The following is a 21,342-nucleotide window of genomic DNA, read 5'->3' as shown; positions in this document are numbered from 1 at the left end:
TTGATTAAAAACCCAAATGTCAGTTGAAACTAAATTTGTACCATTATCAGTTAATAAAGTAGCACTATTAATGAATGACGTAAAAGGATTTCCAAGTAAGTTAAATCCTGTTCCTGCGTTACTTACTCCAACAGAAACATCAGAAGTATTGATAGTTCCAGTGAAAGAAATATTTCCTGCACCAGCACTAGTTGCTCTTCTTACTGAATAGCCTTGTCCTGCTGTAAAAGTAGCTCCACCACCAGTTTGCATATAAGACCATGTATTATCAGCTGTTGTATAAGAACCAATAGCATTGTTTGAACCATTAATTGCCAATGAATTTGCAGCAATATACGCATTGTCATATGTCTCACCTGCAACAGGGCTTGAAACCAAATACCAGTTTTCTGTTCCTAAGTTTCTGTTATAAGTTACGTTTCCTGATGAAGTTCCGTTTACGATTAATGAAACACCTGAGTTGATAGTTAAACTACCACCAGAAGCAACACCTAAATCATTAATTTGTGCATTTGACGATAATGTTAAATCATCATAAATGTAAGCATTAACAGCACCTGTTGTGCCATCCATAGCAACAGAATTTATCCAAGCACCACCATTGTAAACTAAATATTCTAATGCACCTGGAGTTCCTTCACTTGGAGTTCCTGTTATGAATGCACCTGTAAAAATATCTCTGTAATCTTTTGTTGTTCCAATACCTGCAAGTGTATCGTCAACTAAAGTACCATCGTTTGTATCAGCAGTTCCTCCATTTACTAATTGCCATCTTCTTCCTGTTCCAAAAAATAATTCTGTATTTCCACCATTAAAATTCACACCAGCGTCTAATGTGATACTGTTTGCAGTATTAAAGTCTGCCCTTGTGGCACCCCTTGCGATAATCAAAAATCCGTAAGCAGGTATAACTAAGTCAGCTGATGCTGTTGATTCATCTACTCCAAAATCGTAGGCATATTCAAAAACACCTGCAGCACTTAATCTTAATAACTTACTATTAATTAAACTTAAAGGAATGTTTGAATTATTATACAGTTCCATATAGTCATTATTAAAACCATTGTCCGAATCAAGAACTTCAGTAATGAATACTGTTCCTGCTATTGGTCCTGCTGGTGCTTCATCATCACTAATAGTTAATGTATGTGTAGCTTGTGAAATAACCAATCCAGTTACTGAACTAGTTTCTGTAATAGTAAAAATAATTGTTTCATTATCTGTATCTGCATCATCATTAATGTCAACGGTGATATTTAGAGTGCCATTAGCAGAAAAAGACAATGGAGTAGGAGTTGTAAAAGTATAATCACCAACTTCGGCAGTACCACCTGTTACAGACACATTGATGTCAATTTGTTCGCCTGAATAATTTGCTACTGTAATTGCAATGTTTGCACTTGTAAAAGTTACATCTGTTTCAGTTTCTGAACTTGTTGTTGTCGCAAAACCAATTGAAGGAGCAACATCATTGTCCTCGTTAGTTACTGTAGTTGTAACATCTGCAACTGCATCGTAATCATCGTCAGAGTTTGCATCATCTACAGAAACTGTAATAGTAATATCTTGGTTACCATCAAACAATACATCATCTGCACCTGTTAACGTAATTTGTTGAGGTGTTTCCCAGTTTGCATTTGTAAATGTAAGTGTTGCTGGAGAAACTGTTACTTCGTCAGTATTAGCACTTGAAATATTTAACACTACATCATCAGTTGGTTGTGCATTTAGCACGGCTGTAAAAGTTGCAGTTGTACCACTTTCGTTTGTGTTTCCTGAAACAGGAGTTAATGTTATACCTGGAGTTGCTGCACCAGCAGTCATGTTTACAGTAATATCATCCACTGCAAATCTATCTCTTGAGCCACCTCCGCCAACATCATCTCCATTCCATCGTAAGTAATATGTTGCTCCATTTGCTAAATTTAGCCCAGTTATTGTTGTAGTTCTGTCTGTTCTTACCCAGCCTGCTGCATCTGAAGCTTCTGTTGAAGTAAAGTCAAGGGCAGTAACATTAGTATAACTCGAATCATCAGAACTATGAGCAAAATTAAAGGAATTTGACCTAGCTTGACTGTTTAAAACCCAAACTTCATATGATACTGTCATACTTGTAACTGTAGCCCCAGTGTTGTTGACAACTTTTAAAGTGATATCACCAGGAGTGAAGTCTGAACCTGCTGGGGTTACACCAAAAGCAAAATCCCCAGTACTTACTTCAAATGCATATACCCCTCCTGATGTAGAAGTAGCACTTGTTCCTCTTCCACAATCTGCAGTATTACAGCTTGCATCAAAGGCTTGATTGTTACCAAAACCAGTTGTTCTCCATGCATTTCCGTCTAATTGACCAGCAGAAGGAGAAGTTGCGAATCCAGTTCCATTTATTTGACCATTATTTACACCACTAACAGTTGCATCAAAACTGATAGTAAAATTGGTGTTTGTTGTTGTTACTGATAGTTGCCCATAACTAAACCCCGAGATTAGAAAAAAGCAAATAGCAATTTTTAAAATGTTTTTGTGTTTCATAATTTGTTTTAATTTTTGAGTACAAAACTAGATAGAAAATAAAGTAATAAGAGTGCCCTAAGCCTCATTTAACCATAAGATAACCTTGCCTTAAACTAAGAATGCATTGATTGTTTTTCTTAAAAAATAAAGGTTAAAATATTAGCATATTTTTAAAATTCTATTCATTTTTTATAAGATATCTATTGATTGATATCGTGCTTTTACAAAAAAACGCCTCATCAATGGATGAGGCGTTCGGGTATTGGTGCATAAATTGGCCATTTTTTACACCTCTACCTCAATTTCATATTGCCCAACTTCGGTGAATGACGTATTTTTTACCAATATATTGGTAGCATCTGCATTCAATTCTAAGGCAGTTTTTGTCACTGTGGCGCCACCTCCAATCGCAACTTCTATCCCTTCAATTTCGGTAGTTGTTGACAAGCAAAATACCAAGGGCACCAAGCCAGCATTTATAAATGTAAAAACATTGTCAGCAGCATAAGGAATGGTACCTGCTATGGCAACAGTATCAGGCGCAACTTCACCGCTAAATGATACTGTATTTGCAGATTTTGTAGAAGGTTTGTAAACAAACTGATGTCTTTTTGCATAATCATTCATATACACTCTTTGTGCAGCTGCATTGACCTGCATTAATATTTCATAACATTCGTTCAACGTAGTAACGCGGTCTTCGGTATTTTTTGGACGCTTTTTTTTGAATATCTTTTGGTCGATAGTAGCGTTTTGTAACTCAGTTCTAATGGTTTGAATTTCAGCAATTGCAGCAGCGCTAAACCCATTAGCCACTAATTGCGCTTGATATTTGACACAGGCTTTGTGCATTTCTTCTAAAAATTGCACCATTTGAATGGCACTTTTTCTGGCGCGTTCATAATCGTTTAAGCCAAACTCATTTTGCGCACCTATGCTTTTAGCGAATGTTTTTTGCACAAAATATTTTACATCTCCATACTTTTCTTTTGCTTTTTCCATGGCAGTCTGTATCAACTCTGTTTTTTGCACTTGAATGTCAATCACTGCAGTGTCTGCAACCACAGATTCAGCATTAATGATGGCATCTAAAAAGTCATTCGCAAAGTCTGCATTGATTGTAGCATCGAATGAAGTAAATCTATCAAGCTCGCCCAGTAACAAATTGTATATTACTCTTGATGTAGTGGTCATTTCGGCATCGGTGCCGTTGTAATTTCTAATAATTTCAATTGGATTCATAACTAATTTATTTTTTAAAGGTTTATGGCACTAATGTAGTTCTTACTTAAAAATAAAATTTCAGGGTTTTCACCCATTTTTTTAGGGTATTTTCCCTGTTTTTTCAGTAGTTCATGGCGTTGCTTCAAACCGTTATATCATTCCGCCATCGTAATGGCAGGTTCCGCCATCGTAATGATACATTCCGCCATCGTAATGATACGTTCCGCCATCGTAATGGTACGTTCCGCCATCGTAATGGTATGTTCCTCCATCGTAATGGTATGTTCCGCCATCGTAATGGTACGTTCCGTCATCGTAATGGTATGTTCCGCTAGCGGAATGCATTAAAACGATGACGGAAAATTGTATTAATGTGACGGAATGTTATAAAGGGATAGCGGAATGCTGTAAAACATGAGCTATAAAAAGTAAACAAAAAGCGGAATAAATCAACAAAATAGCGGATGCTATTATCTAGATGGCGGAATGCTATAATAAGTTTACGGAATGGAATAAAGTGTTTAAGGAAATCCTTGAAAATGGGGGAGGTGATGGGTGCTTTTTAAATTTGGGGGTGTTTGGTGGGGGTTTTTTTTGGGGTATGAGCGTGATGATTGTACTATCGGGGGTTTTTTAATGCTTCTATTACAACTTCATCAACAGAATCAACCGTTATTTCTTTTTTCTTGCAGTAGTCACTTTTAAGCCAATCCTCAAGTAATTTTGAACCTTTACTTGCATTACATGACATGCAACAAAGAGCTATATTATCAGCCCCATTAATTCTGATATCATTTACAATATGCTCCCATGAAGGTTTGTCTTTAGGGGAGGAATTTTCAATCGAGAATTCTACCCCGCAATAAACACATTTAGTATCTCTATTTTTTACAAATTCTTCAACATGCTTTGGTATTCCCCAACGATTTGCCATAAAGTTTTAAATTAATTATTGTCTTCGAAGAAATCATTGTCCAATTCTTTGACTTCGTATACTGCTTTTACTTGAATTCCTACATTATATTGATGCATAAGGTCTACTAATTTCAAACCGTCAATCAGTACTATTGTATGATGAGCATCATGAGCCTTTTTCGTAGCGCCTGAATCAAATGTTGATGTCGTGACGAAAACACCTTTTTGAGTGTCTCCACTCATTGCACCAATAAAATTCCGAATATCCTTTTCTCGGACTTTATTTTCTCCATATCGTTTAGCTTGAATGTAAATTTTGTCCAGTCCAAGTTTATCCTCATTGATTATCCCATCAATTCCCCCGTCTCCTGTTTTTGCTGTTTCAACAAAATCACCGTAACCCATTTTTTTGAGAAGAATAAGAATTACTTTCTCAAAATAGAATGGGTCAATTTCCTTTAGTTTTTCTAATAATTCATCTTTTACTTGAATGTCTATTTGGTCAAAACCCTCGTCAATCAGGTCTTGTGGAGAAGCGTTCTCAATTTTTGAAGGAGTCGATTCTTTTTTAGAGTTTTCTTCATTATAGAATTCAAGGTAATTATCTGAATTTTCAACTTGTTTTAAAGTCAAGACCGATTTAGCATTAACTTTTCCTTTCTCTGTTATTTTTACAAATCCTCTTTTTGGAAATTCAATATATCCGCCCTTTTTCAAGTAAGATTTTCCCCAAGCAATTCTATTTATTATTAAAAGGTCTCCACTTTTTGTTTTTTCTTCTAATTGCTCTTTCGTAAGTTCTGTGTAGAATTTATCAATTACTTTTTGATACAATTCTCTTGCTTGAAGAGTTTCTCCATTTTCTAGAACTTTCAAAATCGGGATGAAAGTCTCATGAAATTTTGGTATTTCCATATTTTATCCTGTTTAGTATGGTTTGCCTTAATTAAGCACAACTAGTTTATATTCGCAAGTTTACACAACTCTCCCCAATCCACAAAACAAAAACAAGCTATTTATCAAATAGTTAGTAACAGTTTTACAAACGATAGTAACAGAATTTTTTAAAACAGCAACAGCACTTCATTTTTACACCAAAAGAACGGCGTATATAAAAATTCAAAACCTTAGCAAATAGGATAGTAGCACATTGATTTTTATGTAGTTGGTTTCAATATGCAATAAGAATGGAGGGTTTACACCCAATCCTCCACCTCAAAAAGCACCTTAAAATGATTTAGAATTTTAGATTTCACATCTTCCAAATCCACTTTTTTTCCCAATTCAGCTTCCATAGAGGTCACTGCTTTTCCACGAATGCCATTTGAGTATGAAATTGATGCTGAAACGGGGGTATTGCACATAAAAAACCTAAAAACTTCTCTACTACAATTGCCAAAAGGTGCTACGCATGTTGCCTTTCGATATGGGGTTTTGCATATTGATTTTGATACTTTTGACTATGAATTGTGTGAAGCACCAGTAGTTTGGATTGGTACAGAAAATACCGAAAAGCAACAGATTTTGACACCAGTCCTTGCAACTAAATCTCTGCCTATCACAATTTATGTTTTGGGAATGCGGATGTATCAGGAACATCAAGGCGTACCGTATATGTTGCATTCCAAAGGAAATGTTGGTGTTCGAGTTTTGGGGGTGAAGGGTTAGTCTTTAGATTTAGTGAAGTAATTTATTTGTAACTTAATAATGATGTTTTTTGCAATGAATTCATCAATTTTAAATGATACTCTTCTATACCTTGTTCTTTTTAGATGAAAATTCCTAAATTTTGCTAAGGTTATCTTAAAATTTGAATATTTTAGAAAGTTAAATAGTTACTATCAATATCAATGTTGAGGAATTTTTGAATTTAGTAAATACTTTCTTTAAAATTTAAAAAAAACCATTTGTACTAATTATAGTACGTATATTTTTTGAAAAACATCCACTTATTACCTCTTATTGTTTTTAACTATATAATAATAAGATAAACTTTAGTTTTGTTGAAAATTTATTTGAATTTTTTATATAAAATTTGATGAATTTTAAGATAACCTTAGCAAAATTTTGCAAAATACCTCGCAATTTGCTCTCTGAAAAGGTATACAGAAATAATTATTAAAGATTTATGGAGTTTTTAGTGTCGTATAAATAGTAAATGCTAAAAACTCATTTTTTAAAATATGTAATAAAACAATTGTTGTAATTTAATGGATAGAGAAATATTAGAAAATCAAGTACTGCTTGAAATATTACTGAATCAGAGAATTGAAAATGATTCTGAAAAAAATCTTCCTATAATTCTTTCAACATACTTAAGGAAATTGAGTTGTTTTGTGGTTGCTATATATGATCAAACAAAATGGACTCATATACTACCAAAAGCAATTAAAGTAAATGAGGAATGGAATGGAATATTGACTGAATTTTCTCAAAAAATAGCTAAAAGAGACAATGAAGCCTTTTATGATATTATCAAAGAAAAATTTGTTTATGGATTTCCCTTGTTTGGCTTTGGATGGCTCGTTGTTGCAAGAAAGAATATTTTTTCTGACACGATGTTTTTTGAGCTTGAAAAAGTAGTAAGTCAGTTGGGAAGAGACTTATGTCAAGAGCGAGAGCAACAAAAATTTAATATTCTCAGTGAGCTTTTTAATAAACATTCTGATGCTGTTCAAATAGCTGAGGAATCTGGAAGATTATACCATATAAACGAAGAAGCATCATTACGATTAGGAATACCTCAACATGAGGCTAATAGGTATTTTGTATCAGATTTTGAGAAGAATTTTAAAAATAATCCCATTGCTTGGAAAAAGCATATTGCAGATCTAAAAGATAATAGTCCACTTATTACAGAAGGTGAAAATATTAATCAGATTAATGGAAAAACACTTCCTGTTGAAGTTACCGTGACAATGACTTCTTACAAAGATAAAAATTTTATAATTGCAATCTCAAAGGATATTAGTTATCGAAAAAAACAAGAATTAAAGCTTGCGCAAACTACTCAAAAATTAGAGAGCATTTTTAATGAAATGACGGATGTTGTCTATTCTATAAAAATACCAGATAAAGAAATATTATTTGTAACACCAAGTGTAAAATGTATTTTCGAAGTTGAGGATTCCGTATTTCTTGAGTATAATAATTTATGGAATTTAGTCATGGTTCCTGAGGACAAACATATTGCGAAAGAATTAGTTGAAGGTCTTGAAAAAAATGGCAATTTTAATGTAAAGTATCGTATTAAAACGAATTCAGGAAAAATCAAATGGATACGAAATAAGGGCAAATATATTTATGATGAACATCAAAATCCTATCAGGTTGGATGGCGTTGTTTCAGATAGAACTATAGAATATTTGGCTAAAAAATCGTTAGATAATGAAATTGAACTTCAAAACGCATTGATTGATATTGCCTCTACTTATATCAATCTAGAACCAGAAGATTTAGAGTTAACTATCAATAGTTCTTTGGAGAAAATGGGTCTTTTTGTGAATGCTGACAGAGCATATATTTTTGATTACGATTTTAAGACTAATACAACCTCCAATACTTTTGAATGGTGTAAGGATGATATTACTCCTGAAATAGATAATCTGCAGCAAATACCCATTGAATACATCCCTCAATGGATAGAAAAACATCAAAAAGGTGAGCCATTTTATGTTGCAGATGTTTTTTTGCTGAACGAGGAAGAACCTGGAGAAAATGCCTTAAAGGAGATTTTAGCTCCTCAAGGAATTAAAAGTTTATTGACTATCCCCATTTTAAATAATGAGGATTTGATTGGATTTGTGGGTTTTGATTCTGTAAAAAAACATCATGTTTATAGCGAAAAAGAGAAGAAAATTTTATCTCTTTTTGGAATGATGTTGATCAATATCCGAAACAGACAAAAATTAAATAATCAGTTAAGAATTCAGGGGGAAAAGTTTCAAAATATCATAGCAAACATGAATCTTGGATTGCTTGAAGTTGATTTGAATGATACTATCATATTTGCAAATCAGAGTTTTTGTGACATGTCTGGCTACGAACTGGAAAAGTTAAAGGGAGAGAGGGCAACAAAACTTTTTTTAGATGCAAATGCATCAAATATTATTTATTTTAAAGGAGAAGAGAGAGTTTCAGGTAGTTATGAAATTGATATAACCGATGAACAAGGAAACAAAAAATGGTGGTTTGTAAGCAGTGCTCCAAATTATAATGAAAGAGGTCAGTTAATTGGAAGAATTTGTATTCATTTGGATATTACTAAACAAAAGAAACTAGAACAAGAATTGGCAAGGGCAATAATCTCTGCAGAAGCTGCATCCAAAGCAAAAGAACTTTTCTTGGCAAATATGAGTCATGAAATAAGGACACCTTTGAATGTAATTATAGGAATGATCAGACAATTGAATAAGGAAAATTTAAATGTAAATCAGCAATTTTATGTGAAACAGTCTGAAAGTTCTGCGAAGCATCTCATGACTATATTGAATAATATTCTTGATATTGCAAAAATAGAATCTGGTGAAATGGAGCTTGTAAAAAAGACCTTTAGCCCAAGTGCATTGGTATGCAATGTCCACTCTATTTTATATTCTCAGGCTCTGGAAAAAAATATAGAATTTAAATTAGAATTTTCCCCAAAAATTCATCCAGTGCTGTTAGGTGATGATACCAGATTGAAACAGGTTTTAATCAATCTTCTTGGTAATTCAATCAAATTTACTGATGAGGGTACTATCAATTTAATTTTAGAGCTAATTGATGATACTGATCATACTCAAACATTGAGGTTCGAGGTTTCAGATACTGGAATTGGAATGTCTGAAGATTTTGTTCTAAAAATATTTGACAAATTTTCACAAGAGCAAAATATGTCAAATAGAAGTTATGAAGGAAGTGGTTTGGGAATGACAATCTCAAATGATTTGATCAAACTTATGGGAGGTGAAATGATTGTAAAAAGTATTAAAAATCAAGGAACTCAATGTTTTTTTCAAGTAACGTTTGAAAAAGGAAATATCAAAAATTTAGAATCGAAACATGAAGAAGTTCAGGAAGGAACTTTTTTGGGAAAAAGGGTACTCCTTGTTGAGGATAATGATATGAATAGATTTATTGCCATACAAAGCTTAAGTTATCTGGGGTTTGATACAGTCGAGGCTGAAAACGGGCTTATTGCAATAAAGCTTTTACAAAAGCAACAATTTGACCTTATTTTGATGGATATTCAAATGCCCATAATGGACGGAGTAGAGGCAACCACCTATATTCGTGAAAATCTTCAGATTCAAACGCCAATTATTGCGCTTACTGCCAATGCATTTAAACATGATATTGAATTGTATTTGGAAAAAGGGATGAATGATTTTATTACTAAACCTTTTGACGAAGAAGATTTTTTTAGAAAAATTAATACTGTTTTGAGTACTGAAAAAGATACTTTACGATTGAAGAATTTGAATTCGTTAAATACAAATTTCGTTGAAAAACCCTTGTATGATTTAACTGAATTTGGAAAATTAAGTAGATCAAATGTTGACTTTATAAAAAAAATGATCCTACTTTTTATTCAACTAGTTCATGATAATACGATCATTTTAGAAGAAGCATTGGAAACTGAAAATGTTGCACTCATTAAAAAAGTAATACATAAAATTAAACCAAACATAGAGCAGATGGGAATTACTTCTTTGAAAGGACCTATAAATGAAATTGTGGCATTTGATATGGACTCAGCGATGAACTATCAGTTTACATTAAATACTCAGAAAGTCATCCAAATTTTAAGAGCAACCAGTGAAAGTTTGAAATACGATCACTTAAAATAATAACTAAAAATAAAAATTAATTATAGCTTACATTAATAAAACATATTGTAGCTTACTAAAAAAAACTGAATGTCACGTAAATTGAAAGCTTATATTGTAGAAGACAACATCATGAATGTTGAAATACTGAAGGAACTTATCGATAAGTATTATCCAAGTATTTCAATTGTTGGGGAAGCAACTAATACTGAAGAATTCGTAGAATTGTTGATGCAAAATGAAGCGGATGTTATTTTTTTAGATATAGAACTTGGTCAGAAAAAAAATTCTTTAGATATCTTGAAAGAATTTGAAAATATTGATTCCGAGATTATCATTATCAGTTCCTCTGAGGAATATGCCCTAAAGGCGTTAAATGAACATACGATTACTTCCTATCTTTTAAAACCTATAAATCTTTTAGATTTTCAAAAAACCATTCAAAAATTAGGTAAGAAACTAAATGAGACAATTGAATCTAAAACTTCACCAAATTTTGATACTATTACTAGAGATGTGATTGCAATTCCTGGTTTGACTATGATAGAAATTGTGAGTCTAAATGACATATTGTATGTAGAGGCTGATGGAAAGTATACTAAGTTTCATTTGGAAGATGGATCCTCCAAGATAGTATCAAAAAATATAGGAATTTATGAAAATATACTACCTAAAAACTTGTTTTTTAGAATACATCACAAATACATTTTAAATATAAGTAAAACGGATAATGTATTTAGAACTGATGGTAGTTATTGTGTTCTTAAAAATGGTAAAAATCTTCCAATTGCAAAAAGGCGTATGCAAGAATTGCGGAAGTTTTTATGTTTGTAATAAACAAAGCGTTTAAGTCTATTTATTGTATGTCAGATAATGTCGGTTTTAAAAAAAAATCATCAATTTATAACTTAACAAACATATCATAAGAAAAATATATGTATGTATGTTGTAACATCATACAAATCCAATTAACAGATAAAAAAGTAAGTTTAAATTGGCTTTAAAATTATTGTTATTTTTGGTCTATCTGAAGTTTTTGATTTTTTAATCATTTTAGTGTTGATTTTAAATTAAAAAAAAAAGAGAGAGGCTTTTCTTAAAAATATGATGCTCATAGATAACTTTCTATAAAATATCTTTTTATTTTTCTACCACTTATTTTAAAACTTTGAAGTTAAATCGGATTTTAGGTTTCTTAAAAAGGTGACAATTGAACTATATGTCTATAATGTTCAATTAACAGTTTTTAAAGATTATTTAAAAATAGTCTATAATTTTTATTTAATGTACTTTCATAATTTAACTTAATTTAACATGATTTTTTTTATTTTTAAGACTTTAGTCAAATTTTAAAAATTTCATTTTCTGTCTATTTTTTTTACTTTTTTTCAAAGCATTTTTTAGAAAAATAAATTTGATTCACAATTTCAAAATTTTCTATCATAAGTTTTATTCTTATTCTAAAAAATATCAAGATTAAAAATAAAAAAACACATACGTTTATTCTCCTATTAATTCACTTATTACTTTCTTAATATGCCTTTTTTAATTTAGAACTAATATTGGACTATGAAATAATCAGTTAATTTAATTTATTTATATAGGTTGTTTAAATGCTTATTATTAAGTTAAAAAAAATATAATCTTTTGGTAAATTTATTATGAGTTTATTTAAACAAAAAACTACCTATGAATACTTTGTAGCTAAATGTAGTAGTCCTTATGATAGAATGAATGGTACAGTAACACAATGGAAAAAAATTGGATACTTTACTTATTTAAAACATAAATTAAAAAGACGTTTAGTGAAAAAGGAAATTCAGTACACTAATTAGTTTCACTGTCATTTAGGGGTGTGGCTTTGAGTTTGTTTCCCTCAGTAGTTTTTACTGTACATTCTCTTAGCCACAAACTAAATATTCAGTAACCTACAAAAAAGCATTTTGCTTTTATTCTAACTTATTATTAATAATTTTTAATTAAAAAAATCTTTTTTATGTATTAATAATTACTTTATGAATAATAATCTTGATATTTCCAAACAATCCTTTAATACGATCAAAAGAACCTATTTACCAAACCTTTCAACTGATTATATATTAAGATTTTCATTTGTATATCAAAAACATTGGATCAGGCAATTACGGTTTTTAAATTTTTTTTTTAAATTATTTAAAATTAAAGAATATTATTTAAATGTTCATTTCTCTGATGGTTCAAGTTCGAGAATACTGATTAATTATGATGAAGTAAAAAACATAGAGAAATCTGTTTTTTTAGCAAATAAATTTTTAAATAATTATCATACCCTAAAATCACGTTAATTTTCATAATTAACCTATATAAAAGTTATCTTTTAAGTTTTTACTTGATAAGAACTATTAATCCTAAACTCTCAAAATTATAAATTATTTAAATTTTTTTTATATATAAAATTATAAATGGAGTTACTCTTTAATCCAAAAAATTAACTGGATTCAAAATTTCTAAAAAATATAAATTTATTATTTACTTTTCTTTATTAAATCTGCTCGATTAATTACAACCCAGCCATAATTTAGTTTAAATAGAAAAAATTTATTTTCTATTTAAACTTAAAATCACTGTTTATCAATCAATAAATTTATTAAACTAAACGACACAAAAATTTTAAAATAAAAATTACTTTAACTTTTAATTCCTAGTAAATCATCTTCGATTATTCTATAAAACGTCCACTTATTACTTACCTCCTTTTTATGGATTAAAAGCAGTATACCTTTAACATGTTTTAAAAAAATAAAACAAGTTATTTTTATAAAAGCCCTCAAAGAAAAACAAAATGAAGTGTTTAGTTTGTCATAATTCGAATATTCTTGAAGTTATTGAAAATAAAAAATATGCCTTTAAAATATTTCCATTTAGTTCCCCAATACAGTGTTCTTGCTGTGAAACTAAATATGATGTATTATTTTTATTGGCTACTCCACATAGAATAAATTATATAATTACTAAAAGAACCCCGATTGTTCTTACATAAGCCCATTTATCTATTTGCACTTTAATAAGCATATTTACATTATTATTTTTACCATGAGTATTTTGAGTGCTTAATTTTTTTTTTAGATTTTTTTAGGGGTGTAGCTTTAAGTGAATTTTCCCCCAATGAGTTCTTTTCTCATTAATCCTTAAAGCTACAAACTAAAAATAAGATTTACATCCAGTACTCTACAATAAATATGAAAAAATTTAAATATTTCATTTCTGTTCCAGGTTACTATGATTATTATACTGGTGTCGTTACATATTGGAAAGAAGTAAGTTACCAAATTTACAAGGAACATATGTTGAAAGGAGAACTTGTGAAACAAGAAAATATTAAAAGAGATATCATTAATTTATAGTTATTATATTTTCATTTTAGATTTTATTTGTTTTGCTTTAAGTGTATTTATCTCCCATACTCTAACTTGTAAATCTTTAAAGCCAAAATCTAACAATGAAATTTATATATGAAATTTTTAGAAATTCATTTTTAAAATCATACTCACTCAAAACATGAATAATCATATTGAAAACATTCAAAAAAGAATTGAACCATTACGCAATGAAATTATCAATCACAAACTGTATTCATCAATTGAAAGTGTTGATGATTTAAAGATTTTCATGCAATATCATGTGTATGCAGTTTGGGATTTTATGTCATTGCTGAAATCACTTCAAAACAACCTTACATGCACATCAATCCCTTGGTATCCAAAAGGATCTGCAGATACAAGGTATCTTATAAATGAAATTGTTATTGGAGAAGAATCAGATATTGATCAACATGGCATTAGAAAAAGTCATTTTGAAATCTATTTAGACGCAATGAAACAGTGCAATGCAGATACTAACAAAATAGAAACTTTGTTAAGCATTCTAAAAATGACAACAGCTTTAGATTATGCTTTATCGGTTTCTGAGGCACCTAAGGAAGCTGCTGATTTTGTTAGATCTACATTCCACATTATAGAAACCAATAAAAATCATTTATTATCTGCAATTTTTACATTTGGACGAGAAGATTTAATTCCTGATATGTTTTTATCAATTGTTGACAGACTCCATGAGAAATCTCCTGAGAGTATTTCAACTTTTAAATACTATTTAGAAAGACATATTGAAGTTGATGGAGGCCAACACAGCCATCTTGCTCTAGAAATGACTGCAAATCTATGTGGAACTGATGAAAAACTATGGTTAGAAGCTGAAAATGCGATTGTTGACACTTTACAAAAAAGGATAGGGCTTTGGGATGGGATTTACAATGAAATTTTATCAAATAAACCCTCAAAAAAAATAAATTAAAATGCATATAAAAATAAATCAATTTATATTGATACTTACTCTAGTTTTTATTTCAAAAGAAATTAATGCAGGAACCATCATCAATACTTCTACTTCAATACATCAGAGTCTTTTGGATTCATACTCGTTGCCAGTTACTATTTATGGAGGCACTATAGGTCCGAATGCAGGGGGAGTAAATAGAGGGGATTCATCAAGAAGTAGCGCAACTATAATTACTACAAATACCACTATTGACCAAATTTGGATTGATAATCACATCAATAATTTACCCATATTATTAAATGCTAATGTAACTATAACTATTGCTGAAAATTTAATTTTTAATGATGCAAATATGTATTTTGCAATCCGTGGTACAGGAGTAACAATTGAGGGTAATGGTAAAACAATTACATTAAACGGTATAACTAATTACAGTGGCTTAGTAAATAATGGTGATTATTTAGGTCAAAGTGGTATTGCCGGATATGCAGGATCTGTTGTTAGAAATATTGGAGTAATCAGTAATAATTCTTCATTAAAAGAGTATTGTGGTTGGATTGGTCAAAGGAGTTATGGAAATGGTGCGGGGTTTTCTATTACAAATTGTTATTCTACCGGTGATATGACAAATACTCGTTCAGGAGGTATTCTTGGAAATGCTTTTATGAATGGCACCATTTCTAATTGTTATAGTTTGGGAAATATCTCAGGAGAAAGTGCTGCAGGAATTGCTGCTACCAATAATTATGATGCAAGTAAAATTAATAATTGTTATGCCAATGGTTTACTAACAGGTGTAAATGCCAATGGTATATGTGAACCAGATTGGGAGAGTGGAAGTGCAATCTTTTCAAATTGTTATGTGTCAAATGGAACTTTTAACACAACCGATGCAAACAACAATTTAATAGGTACAGATGGCACAGTTTGGAATACAAATGTAAATCCTTACACATTATCTTCTTTTACTTTCACCTGGAATGGTACTACTAATACTGTTTGGAACACTGCCAGCAATTGGAGTTTAGGATCAGTGCCCACCTCAATAGATGATGTTTCAATACCTTCTGGATTGTCAAATTATCCAATAATTCCTGCGAGTGTAGATGTTACTGTAAATAACATTACAATAGCAAGTGGTGCATCATTAACTTTATCAAAAGGAACTACGCTATCAGTAATTGGTAATTTCACAAATACAGGGGGTACCGTTACTTTAAACTCTGATTCAGATGAGTTTTCATCCTTGTTGGTAAGTGGCACTACCTCTGGGAATATTACATACAACCGCTATGTAAATAGCGTTAGTGGGGGGTGGGACTTGATAGGGTCTCCAGTATCAGGATTGCCTTTTAGTACTTTCATACAAAATGCCAATATAGCAACAAACGGAAGCTTTTATGCTGTAGGCTCTTATGACAATACTAATGATACTTGGACAAATGCTACGAATGCAACTTCAGGGAATTTACAATTAGGCCAAGGATACCAGATGGCAACCACAGCAATAACAATAAATAACAGTCATACTGATATTGAAGTTTATGTGACTTCAGGTACAAATCAATTAAATCTTAGAAGTGACAAGTGGAGTCTAGACAGTTCAATAAAATCAAATTTACATAATTTGAATGGTAAAATAGAAATTTTAGGAGTTACCTATACCGTTACAAGTCTTGTGGAGACAGCAACTTATATTCGTTACAGTGTAACGCCAAATCCACGCGTTAATGGTCTTACTACTAATGGCAATCGATCTGTAACTACGACTTACGATACTAGTACAGGAGCTACCCTCAATTTTACAGGAGCTATTGCCAACGGAAATCAAAGTGTTACAATAAATAACAACGACGCTACTAATTCGGGTGCAGGAAGGCGTTGGAATTTAATTGCCAATCCATTTGCGTCGTATCTAAATGGAAATAGCAATGCTGATGGAACTCATAATTTTTTAACCATCAATACCGCAGCTTTAGATGATAACTTTGAGGCTATTTATGGTTGGAATTCTTCAGGGTATACAATATATAACAATACTAGTTCAGCCACTTATATTGCTCCAGGCCAAGGATTTTTTGTTGCAGCAGCAGGAAGTGGTGAAGACCAAACTATTAGTTTTACAAAAGCAATGCAAACAATAGTAGGGACAGATGATTTTATAGCCTCTAAAACCTTAGCAACAAGTTATGAGTTGGTATTGGAAATGCACCAGGATACAAAGAAACTTGGCGATACGAAGTTTTATTTTAAAGAAGGGTTAACATTAGGATTAGACCCGGGGTATGATGCAGGCGCTTTCAATCAAGGTTCAGCGTTAAGTTCAAGACTTTTAGCACAAGACAATGGTATTAATATGGGTATCAACGCGATGAGTTTAGATCACATGAACAGTATCACTGTTCCACTTGTAATAAACCAAGAAGCAGGAACTCCTTTTGCAATACGAATTGCGAATCACACATTGCCTTCTGATATCAATGTATATGTAGAAGACGTAGTAGAAAAAACCGTAACGCTTGTTACTGCACAAAGTTTTTAGCTAACTCCACAAGCTAAGCTTAGTGGTATAGTTAACTTTAGTATATATAAAATGCACTGTAAAGAAGAAATTCAAAAAGTAAATAAACAATAAATTAAATATTTTGAATGAATTTTATAAGAGTAATTGGTAAGTATATTTTGTACATGCTGTTATACCTCTGTATTTTTACAACAATTACCCTTATTAGTATGTTTGTAACAAATAGCTTTAATGTTTTTGAGTGGTGGATATATGCAAAATTAATGCTTTTGTATTTTAGTTGGTTTATTACTTTTTTAATTTTCTTGGTAAATGAAGACTAAAGCGAAAATATTGTGTACTAACACCTATTAAAGAACCTAGTAAGTTCATGTTTATAAAGTAACATCTATCTTAACTCATTTTTATTTTGATTTTTTTCATAATTAAAATTAAGTGAATTAATTTTTTTAATAATTCATTAATAATAATTACGGTTGTGCGCAATATTGTCCACTTGTCTATTAGTACTTATTTCACGGAATAGTCTAGTTTACATTTAGGTATTATCTAAATTATGATAACATAAAAAAAATATTTTCACTATTTATTTTTATTACAAACCTAGTTGAAGCTCAAGAAAAATTCAAAAAAAAAAATAGACACACTTGAAACTCAGAATAGATGGCGTATAGGTTTAGCATTTACCCAAATGGTGCCTAAATTTTAGAAAATTTTGGCGATAAAACTGTAAATTATCAAATGATTCTTAAACTACTTTGTGGTAGATTAGTCATTAAAAGCGCGACAAAAGAATACAATTTAAATATTTATTATGAAGTAGATGATGAAGTTGATAAAACTAAAGTTAATAAAGCATTTCAAAAATTAATAAAAACTAAACAAAAACAATTAAACTTTAAAATCATGAAAAAAAACAAATCTCTACTGTTAATTTTTTTTTTTTTATCTCGGTTTTTGCAGTTAGTCAAACCAAAGAAAATGAAAAAAAAGAATATTATGAAAATGGAAAATTAGAATACTTAGGAAAATCAATTAATGGGGTTAAAACCGGTGAATGGAAATATTATTTTGAAAATGGTCAGTTAAAAGAAATTGGAAATTTTGAGAATGATGATGCAACCGGTATATGGAAATCTTATTATGAAACCGGAAAACTAAAATCCATTGGGAAATATATCGAAGGGAATGAAGCTGGTGAATGGAAATTCTATGATGAAAACGGTAAATTAGTAGAAACTATTAAATATTTTGACGGAAAACAATCAGATAATATACCGCCAATCCAAAAGTATTTAGATAAAGTAGTAAACATAGATCAATACACAAGTCCTACAAAAGTTAGCCAAAAAATCACAGTAAACACATTCATCTCAACATTAAAATCTAAAGATATAAGTTGGAAAGAAGTTTATTCTAATATTAAATGGGATGAACTTTATAGATATGAATTCAATGAATATAAAGATTTTATTGTAATAGAATTTATTTTTTACGAGACATTAAATCTTGAAATTATAGACGAAGAATTTGGTAAAGAAAATAAAAAAGTAGAATCTTTTATTTGTAAAATTTGGCCTAAAGACAAAACAGAAGTGCTTGAAATTTTAAAAGATTGGTATGACAAAAGAGGATTTTAATATAGTTTAATTATAATTAAAGTGAACCTGTAAAAAAGAAAAAAAATGAAATCAAAAAACATATTTTTTATCCTTTGTTTTTATTTTTGTATTTTATCTATTAAAGCGCAAAGAACAATTGATAGTGTTAGCCTAGGAATGCCGGTCAAATATAATTTATACCAAACATTTAATGAATGTAAGGTAAAAACAGCTGCTAATAAAGAAGTAGCTTTTATCAATTATATAAGAACAGATAGAAAATTTAAAAATAAGCCAACATTAGTATTTACCTGGTTTACATTTGATCGTAGAGGAAAAAAAATATTAGATTCATTAGCCACAAGTACCGTTTTTAAAAAATATAATATTGTTGCAATAAATTGTAATTCAAAAAGAAATTATGAAAAAGATTCAGATTTTATCCTAAAAACTAGCAACGAAAATCCGTTATATGACAAAAACCTTATTAGTTTGTTTGATTTTCAAAGCGAATTAACGTTTGAAGACAGACAAGCTGCACCAATGTTGTTTTGGTTGGATAAAGATTTAAAAATAGTTGGTTCAACAGTTACAAGCGGAATCACTATAAATCAAATAGAAAGTTTACTTTCTTTGGTAGAATTAAAAAAAATTATTCCTTCACAAACCAAATTCTACACAAATCAAATGGTTCCATGTCTAGAAAACAACGCTTCCTTTAAACAAGTAATTACAGAATCCAATGGCGTTACAAACTTAAAAGTTTATCTAACCAATACTAACCAAATTGACTATGAGTGTAACTTTACTAAATCCAAACAAGGAAACTACTACTTTAAAGATAATATGTATATAAAAAAGAAACCATTTGTTTCCTACAAATCTCCGGATTTAGAAATAAATCGAAATGTTGGACTACGAGATAGAGAAACAAACCTATATGATATTAAATCCGATTTTACTCTTATTTACTTTTGTGATATATCCAACAGCGAATCATCGGATAGTCTAGGCCGTTTAAGAAGGTTATATAATGATTGTAATAATGTTGAAAAATATATAGAATCAAAAATCATGAATTTAGAAATAGTTGTTGTATTTACTGGTGTAGATGCCAATTACGAAAAAAATAATTTTTTTGAATCCAATACAGAAAACAGAAGAAAAGCAAATAAACTAACGTTCGAATTTTACAAAATATTCGATAAAGATAAAAAGGTTCAAAGTAAATTTGAAAATAGTGACTTCGGTTCATTCAAACTTTTAGATAAAAATAAAAATGTTGTTTATGAATCTGCTGATGATACATTATTTGCCTTTTTTATAGAAGGGATAGTTAAAAACAAATAAAATTTAAAAATAAAAACCATGAAAAAACTAACAACAATTTTTGCAATAATTGGAATTACCTTTATTTCAATAACTAATATTTATAGTCAAAAATCCGCTGAATTTCCTCAAATTCAAAAGTATTTAGATAAAATAAACAAAATAGACATGGGTTATGAAGAGCTTGTTAAATTATCTCAAAAACTGAGTGGAAAAACATTTACTTCAATCGAAACTTATGATGGTGAAGTTTATAAAGAGTATTATGAAAATATAAAATGGGAGGATTTTGAATATGCAGAATATATAGAACACTATGAAGATTCAAAAATATACACACGATGTGATTTTATATTTAAAACTAATTTTACAAAAACTACTGAAAATTCATCTGATAAATATAATATTTTATCTTGTTTCATTTTTAAAAAAGACATACTAGCTGTAAAGCAAGCAGTTGAGGAATTTGAAGAAAACCAAGTAAATAAGTATATAAGTAATCAAAATTCAACACAAGTAACGGAATATAAAGACGCCACGACATGGAAAACAATTTCCTCTCTTAATGGAGAAAACTTAGATAACACAAAAAAAATATTGAAAATCAATGGTATGGTGGATAAAGACAATAACAAAGACAAAGAAACGGGTCTTGAAATATGGGATTTTGTAAAAGCCAGCGAAAAAGACAATGAATATGCTTCTACTTATACAGTTGGATTAAAAGATAATAAAGTTGTGATGGCAATTGTGCCCTACGATTATAACTCTAAAGAGGAAATTAATATGTTAAAAGACCTATCTTTACTAAAAAAAGAACTAAAATTATCAGGTTATGATTTTACAAATAAAGAAGCAGAAGAACATAGTAGTTCTTTTGGTGGAGGTCGTTGGTTCACTTTTACTTATTTTTTCACCAAAACCAATGAAAATAAAGAGGTAAGAATTTTTCACGAACCTAACATGAATAGTTTTACATTAATGTTTGGTGAAAATAAATATTTGGATACTATAAAACAAGACTAGTATTTAAAATAAAAATTTTATTAAATGTTATAAAGAGGCAGCAGAAACAGTCGTAGAGGGTATTCATGAATCATTAATCACT

The 21,342-nt window shown here is 30.2% G+C and carries 14 protein-coding genes; 9 read left to right on the top strand and 5 right to left on the bottom strand.

Going from position 1 to position 21,342, the window contains the following annotated elements; translation table 11 throughout:
- From IU405_RS01880 to IU405_RS01860, 5 genes are all read right to left on the bottom strand, one after another.
- Positions 1-2,532 (bottom strand): beta strand repeat-containing protein (locus tag IU405_RS01880; RefSeq protein WP_197436929.1); only part of this gene is annotated, 2,532 nt, incomplete at its 3' end.
- A gap of 267 nt (positions 2,533-2,799) precedes the next feature.
- Positions 2,800-3,756 (bottom strand): hypothetical protein, encoded by a 957-nt coding sequence (locus tag IU405_RS01875; RefSeq protein WP_197436928.1) that lies wholly within the window; start codon positions 3,754-3,756, stop codon positions 2,800-2,802.
- Positions 3,757-4,357: 601 nt separating this feature from the next.
- Positions 4,358-4,672, bottom strand: a complete 315-nt coding sequence (locus IU405_RS01870) for an HNH endonuclease domain-containing protein (protein ID WP_197436927.1) — start codon at positions 4,670-4,672, stop codon at positions 4,358-4,360.
- Between the two features lie 11 nt (positions 4,673-4,683).
- Entirely contained in the window at positions 4,684-5,568 is an 885-nt protein-coding gene (locus tag IU405_RS01865) for a restriction endonuclease (protein WP_197436926.1), read from the bottom strand.
- 281 nt (positions 5,569-5,849) lie between these two features.
- Entirely contained in the window at positions 5,850-6,017 is a 168-nt protein-coding gene (locus tag IU405_RS01860; protein WP_410896735.1) for a hypothetical protein, read from the bottom strand.
- Here IU405_RS01860 and IU405_RS01855 point away from each other — a divergent pair.
- The 9 genes from IU405_RS01855 to IU405_RS01815 all read left to right on the top strand — a co-directional run bounded on the left by IU405_RS01855 (position 6,010) and on the right by IU405_RS01815 (position 21,260).
- Positions 6,010-6,321, top strand: a complete 312-nt coding sequence (locus IU405_RS01855; RefSeq protein ID WP_197436925.1) for a hypothetical protein — start codon at positions 6,010-6,012, stop codon at positions 6,319-6,321. The two genes, IU405_RS01860 and IU405_RS01855, sit on opposite strands and share 8 nt — an antisense overlap.
- 542 nt (positions 6,322-6,863) lie before the next feature.
- Positions 6,864-10,484, top strand: a complete 3,621-nt coding sequence (locus tag IU405_RS01850; RefSeq protein ID WP_197436924.1) for a response regulator — start codon at positions 6,864-6,866, stop codon at positions 10,482-10,484.
- A 69-nt stretch (positions 10,485-10,553) separates the two neighbouring features.
- The gene (locus tag IU405_RS01845) at positions 10,554-11,297 is read left to right on the top strand and encodes a LytR/AlgR family response regulator transcription factor (RefSeq protein WP_197436923.1); all 744 of its coding nucleotides are present in this window, start codon (positions 10,554-10,556) and stop codon (positions 11,295-11,297) included.
- A gap of 2,703 nt (positions 11,298-14,000) precedes the next feature.
- Entirely contained in the window at positions 14,001-14,795 is a 795-nt protein-coding gene (locus tag IU405_RS01840; protein WP_197436922.1) for a DUF3050 domain-containing protein, read from the top strand.
- 28 nt (positions 14,796-14,823) lie between these two features.
- Entirely contained in the window at positions 14,824-17,322 is a 2,499-nt protein-coding gene (locus IU405_RS01835) for a beta strand repeat-containing protein (RefSeq protein WP_197436921.1), read from the top strand.
- Between the two features lie 723 nt (positions 17,323-18,045).
- The gene (locus tag IU405_RS15600; RefSeq protein ID WP_231749452.1) at positions 18,046-18,321 is read left to right on the top strand and encodes a hypothetical protein; all 276 of its coding nucleotides are present in this window, start codon (positions 18,046-18,048) and stop codon (positions 18,319-18,321) included.
- Positions 18,225-18,944, top strand: a complete 720-nt coding sequence (locus IU405_RS15865; RefSeq protein WP_410896736.1) for a toxin-antitoxin system YwqK family antitoxin — start codon at positions 18,225-18,227, stop codon at positions 18,942-18,944. The genes IU405_RS15600 and IU405_RS15865 overlap by 97 nt, the downstream gene beginning before the upstream one ends.
- Before the next feature lie 45 nt (positions 18,945-18,989).
- Entirely contained in the window at positions 18,990-20,255 is a 1,266-nt protein-coding gene (locus tag IU405_RS01820; RefSeq protein ID WP_197436920.1) for a hypothetical protein, read from the top strand.
- 18 nt (positions 20,256-20,273) lie between these two features.
- Positions 20,274-21,260 carry a hypothetical protein gene (locus tag IU405_RS01815; protein WP_197436919.1) on the top strand — a complete coding sequence of 329 codons (987 nt, stop codon included), beginning with the start codon at positions 20,274-20,276 and terminating at the stop codon, positions 21,258-21,260.
- The last annotated feature ends 82 nt before the right edge of the window (positions 21,261-21,342 follow it).

It is taken from the genome of Polaribacter sp. BAL334 (assembly GCF_015767435.1).
Taxonomy (GTDB): Bacteria; Bacteroidota; Bacteroidia; order Flavobacteriales; family Flavobacteriaceae; genus Polaribacter.
The sequence above is the reverse complement of the archived record's forward strand: the minus strand, read 5'-3'. Positions and strand labels throughout refer to the sequence as shown.

Excerpts from the sequence above, each read along its gene's own strand:
- IU405_RS01860 (WP_410896735.1), bottom strand. The coding sequence starts at position 6,017 with ATGTGCAATACCCCCGTTTCAGCATCAATTTCATACTCAAATGGCATT.
- IU405_RS01870 (WP_197436927.1), bottom strand. The coding sequence starts at position 4,672 with ATGGCAAATCGTTGGGGAATACCAAAGCATGTTGAAGAATTTGTAAAA.
- IU405_RS01865 (WP_197436926.1), bottom strand. The coding sequence starts at position 5,568 with ATGGAAATACCAAAATTTCATGAGACTTTCATCCCGATTTTGAAAGTT.
- IU405_RS01820 (WP_197436920.1), top strand. The coding sequence starts at position 18,990 with ATGAAATCAAAAAACATATTTTTTATCCTTTGTTTTTATTTTTGTATT.
- IU405_RS01875 (WP_197436928.1), bottom strand. The coding sequence starts at position 3,756 with ATGAATCCAATTGAAATTATTAGAAATTACAACGGCACCGATGCCGAA.
- IU405_RS01845 (WP_197436923.1), top strand. The coding sequence starts at position 10,554 with ATGTCACGTAAATTGAAAGCTTATATTGTAGAAGACAACATCATGAAT.
- IU405_RS01850 (WP_197436924.1), top strand. The coding sequence starts at position 6,864 with ATGGATAGAGAAATATTAGAAAATCAAGTACTGCTTGAAATATTACTG.
- IU405_RS01840 (WP_197436922.1), top strand. The coding sequence starts at position 14,001 with ATGAATAATCATATTGAAAACATTCAAAAAAGAATTGAACCATTACGC.
- IU405_RS01815 (WP_197436919.1), top strand. The coding sequence starts at position 20,274 with ATGAAAAAACTAACAACAATTTTTGCAATAATTGGAATTACCTTTATT.
- IU405_RS15600 (WP_231749452.1), top strand. The coding sequence starts at position 18,046 with ATGATTCTTAAACTACTTTGTGGTAGATTAGTCATTAAAAGCGCGACA.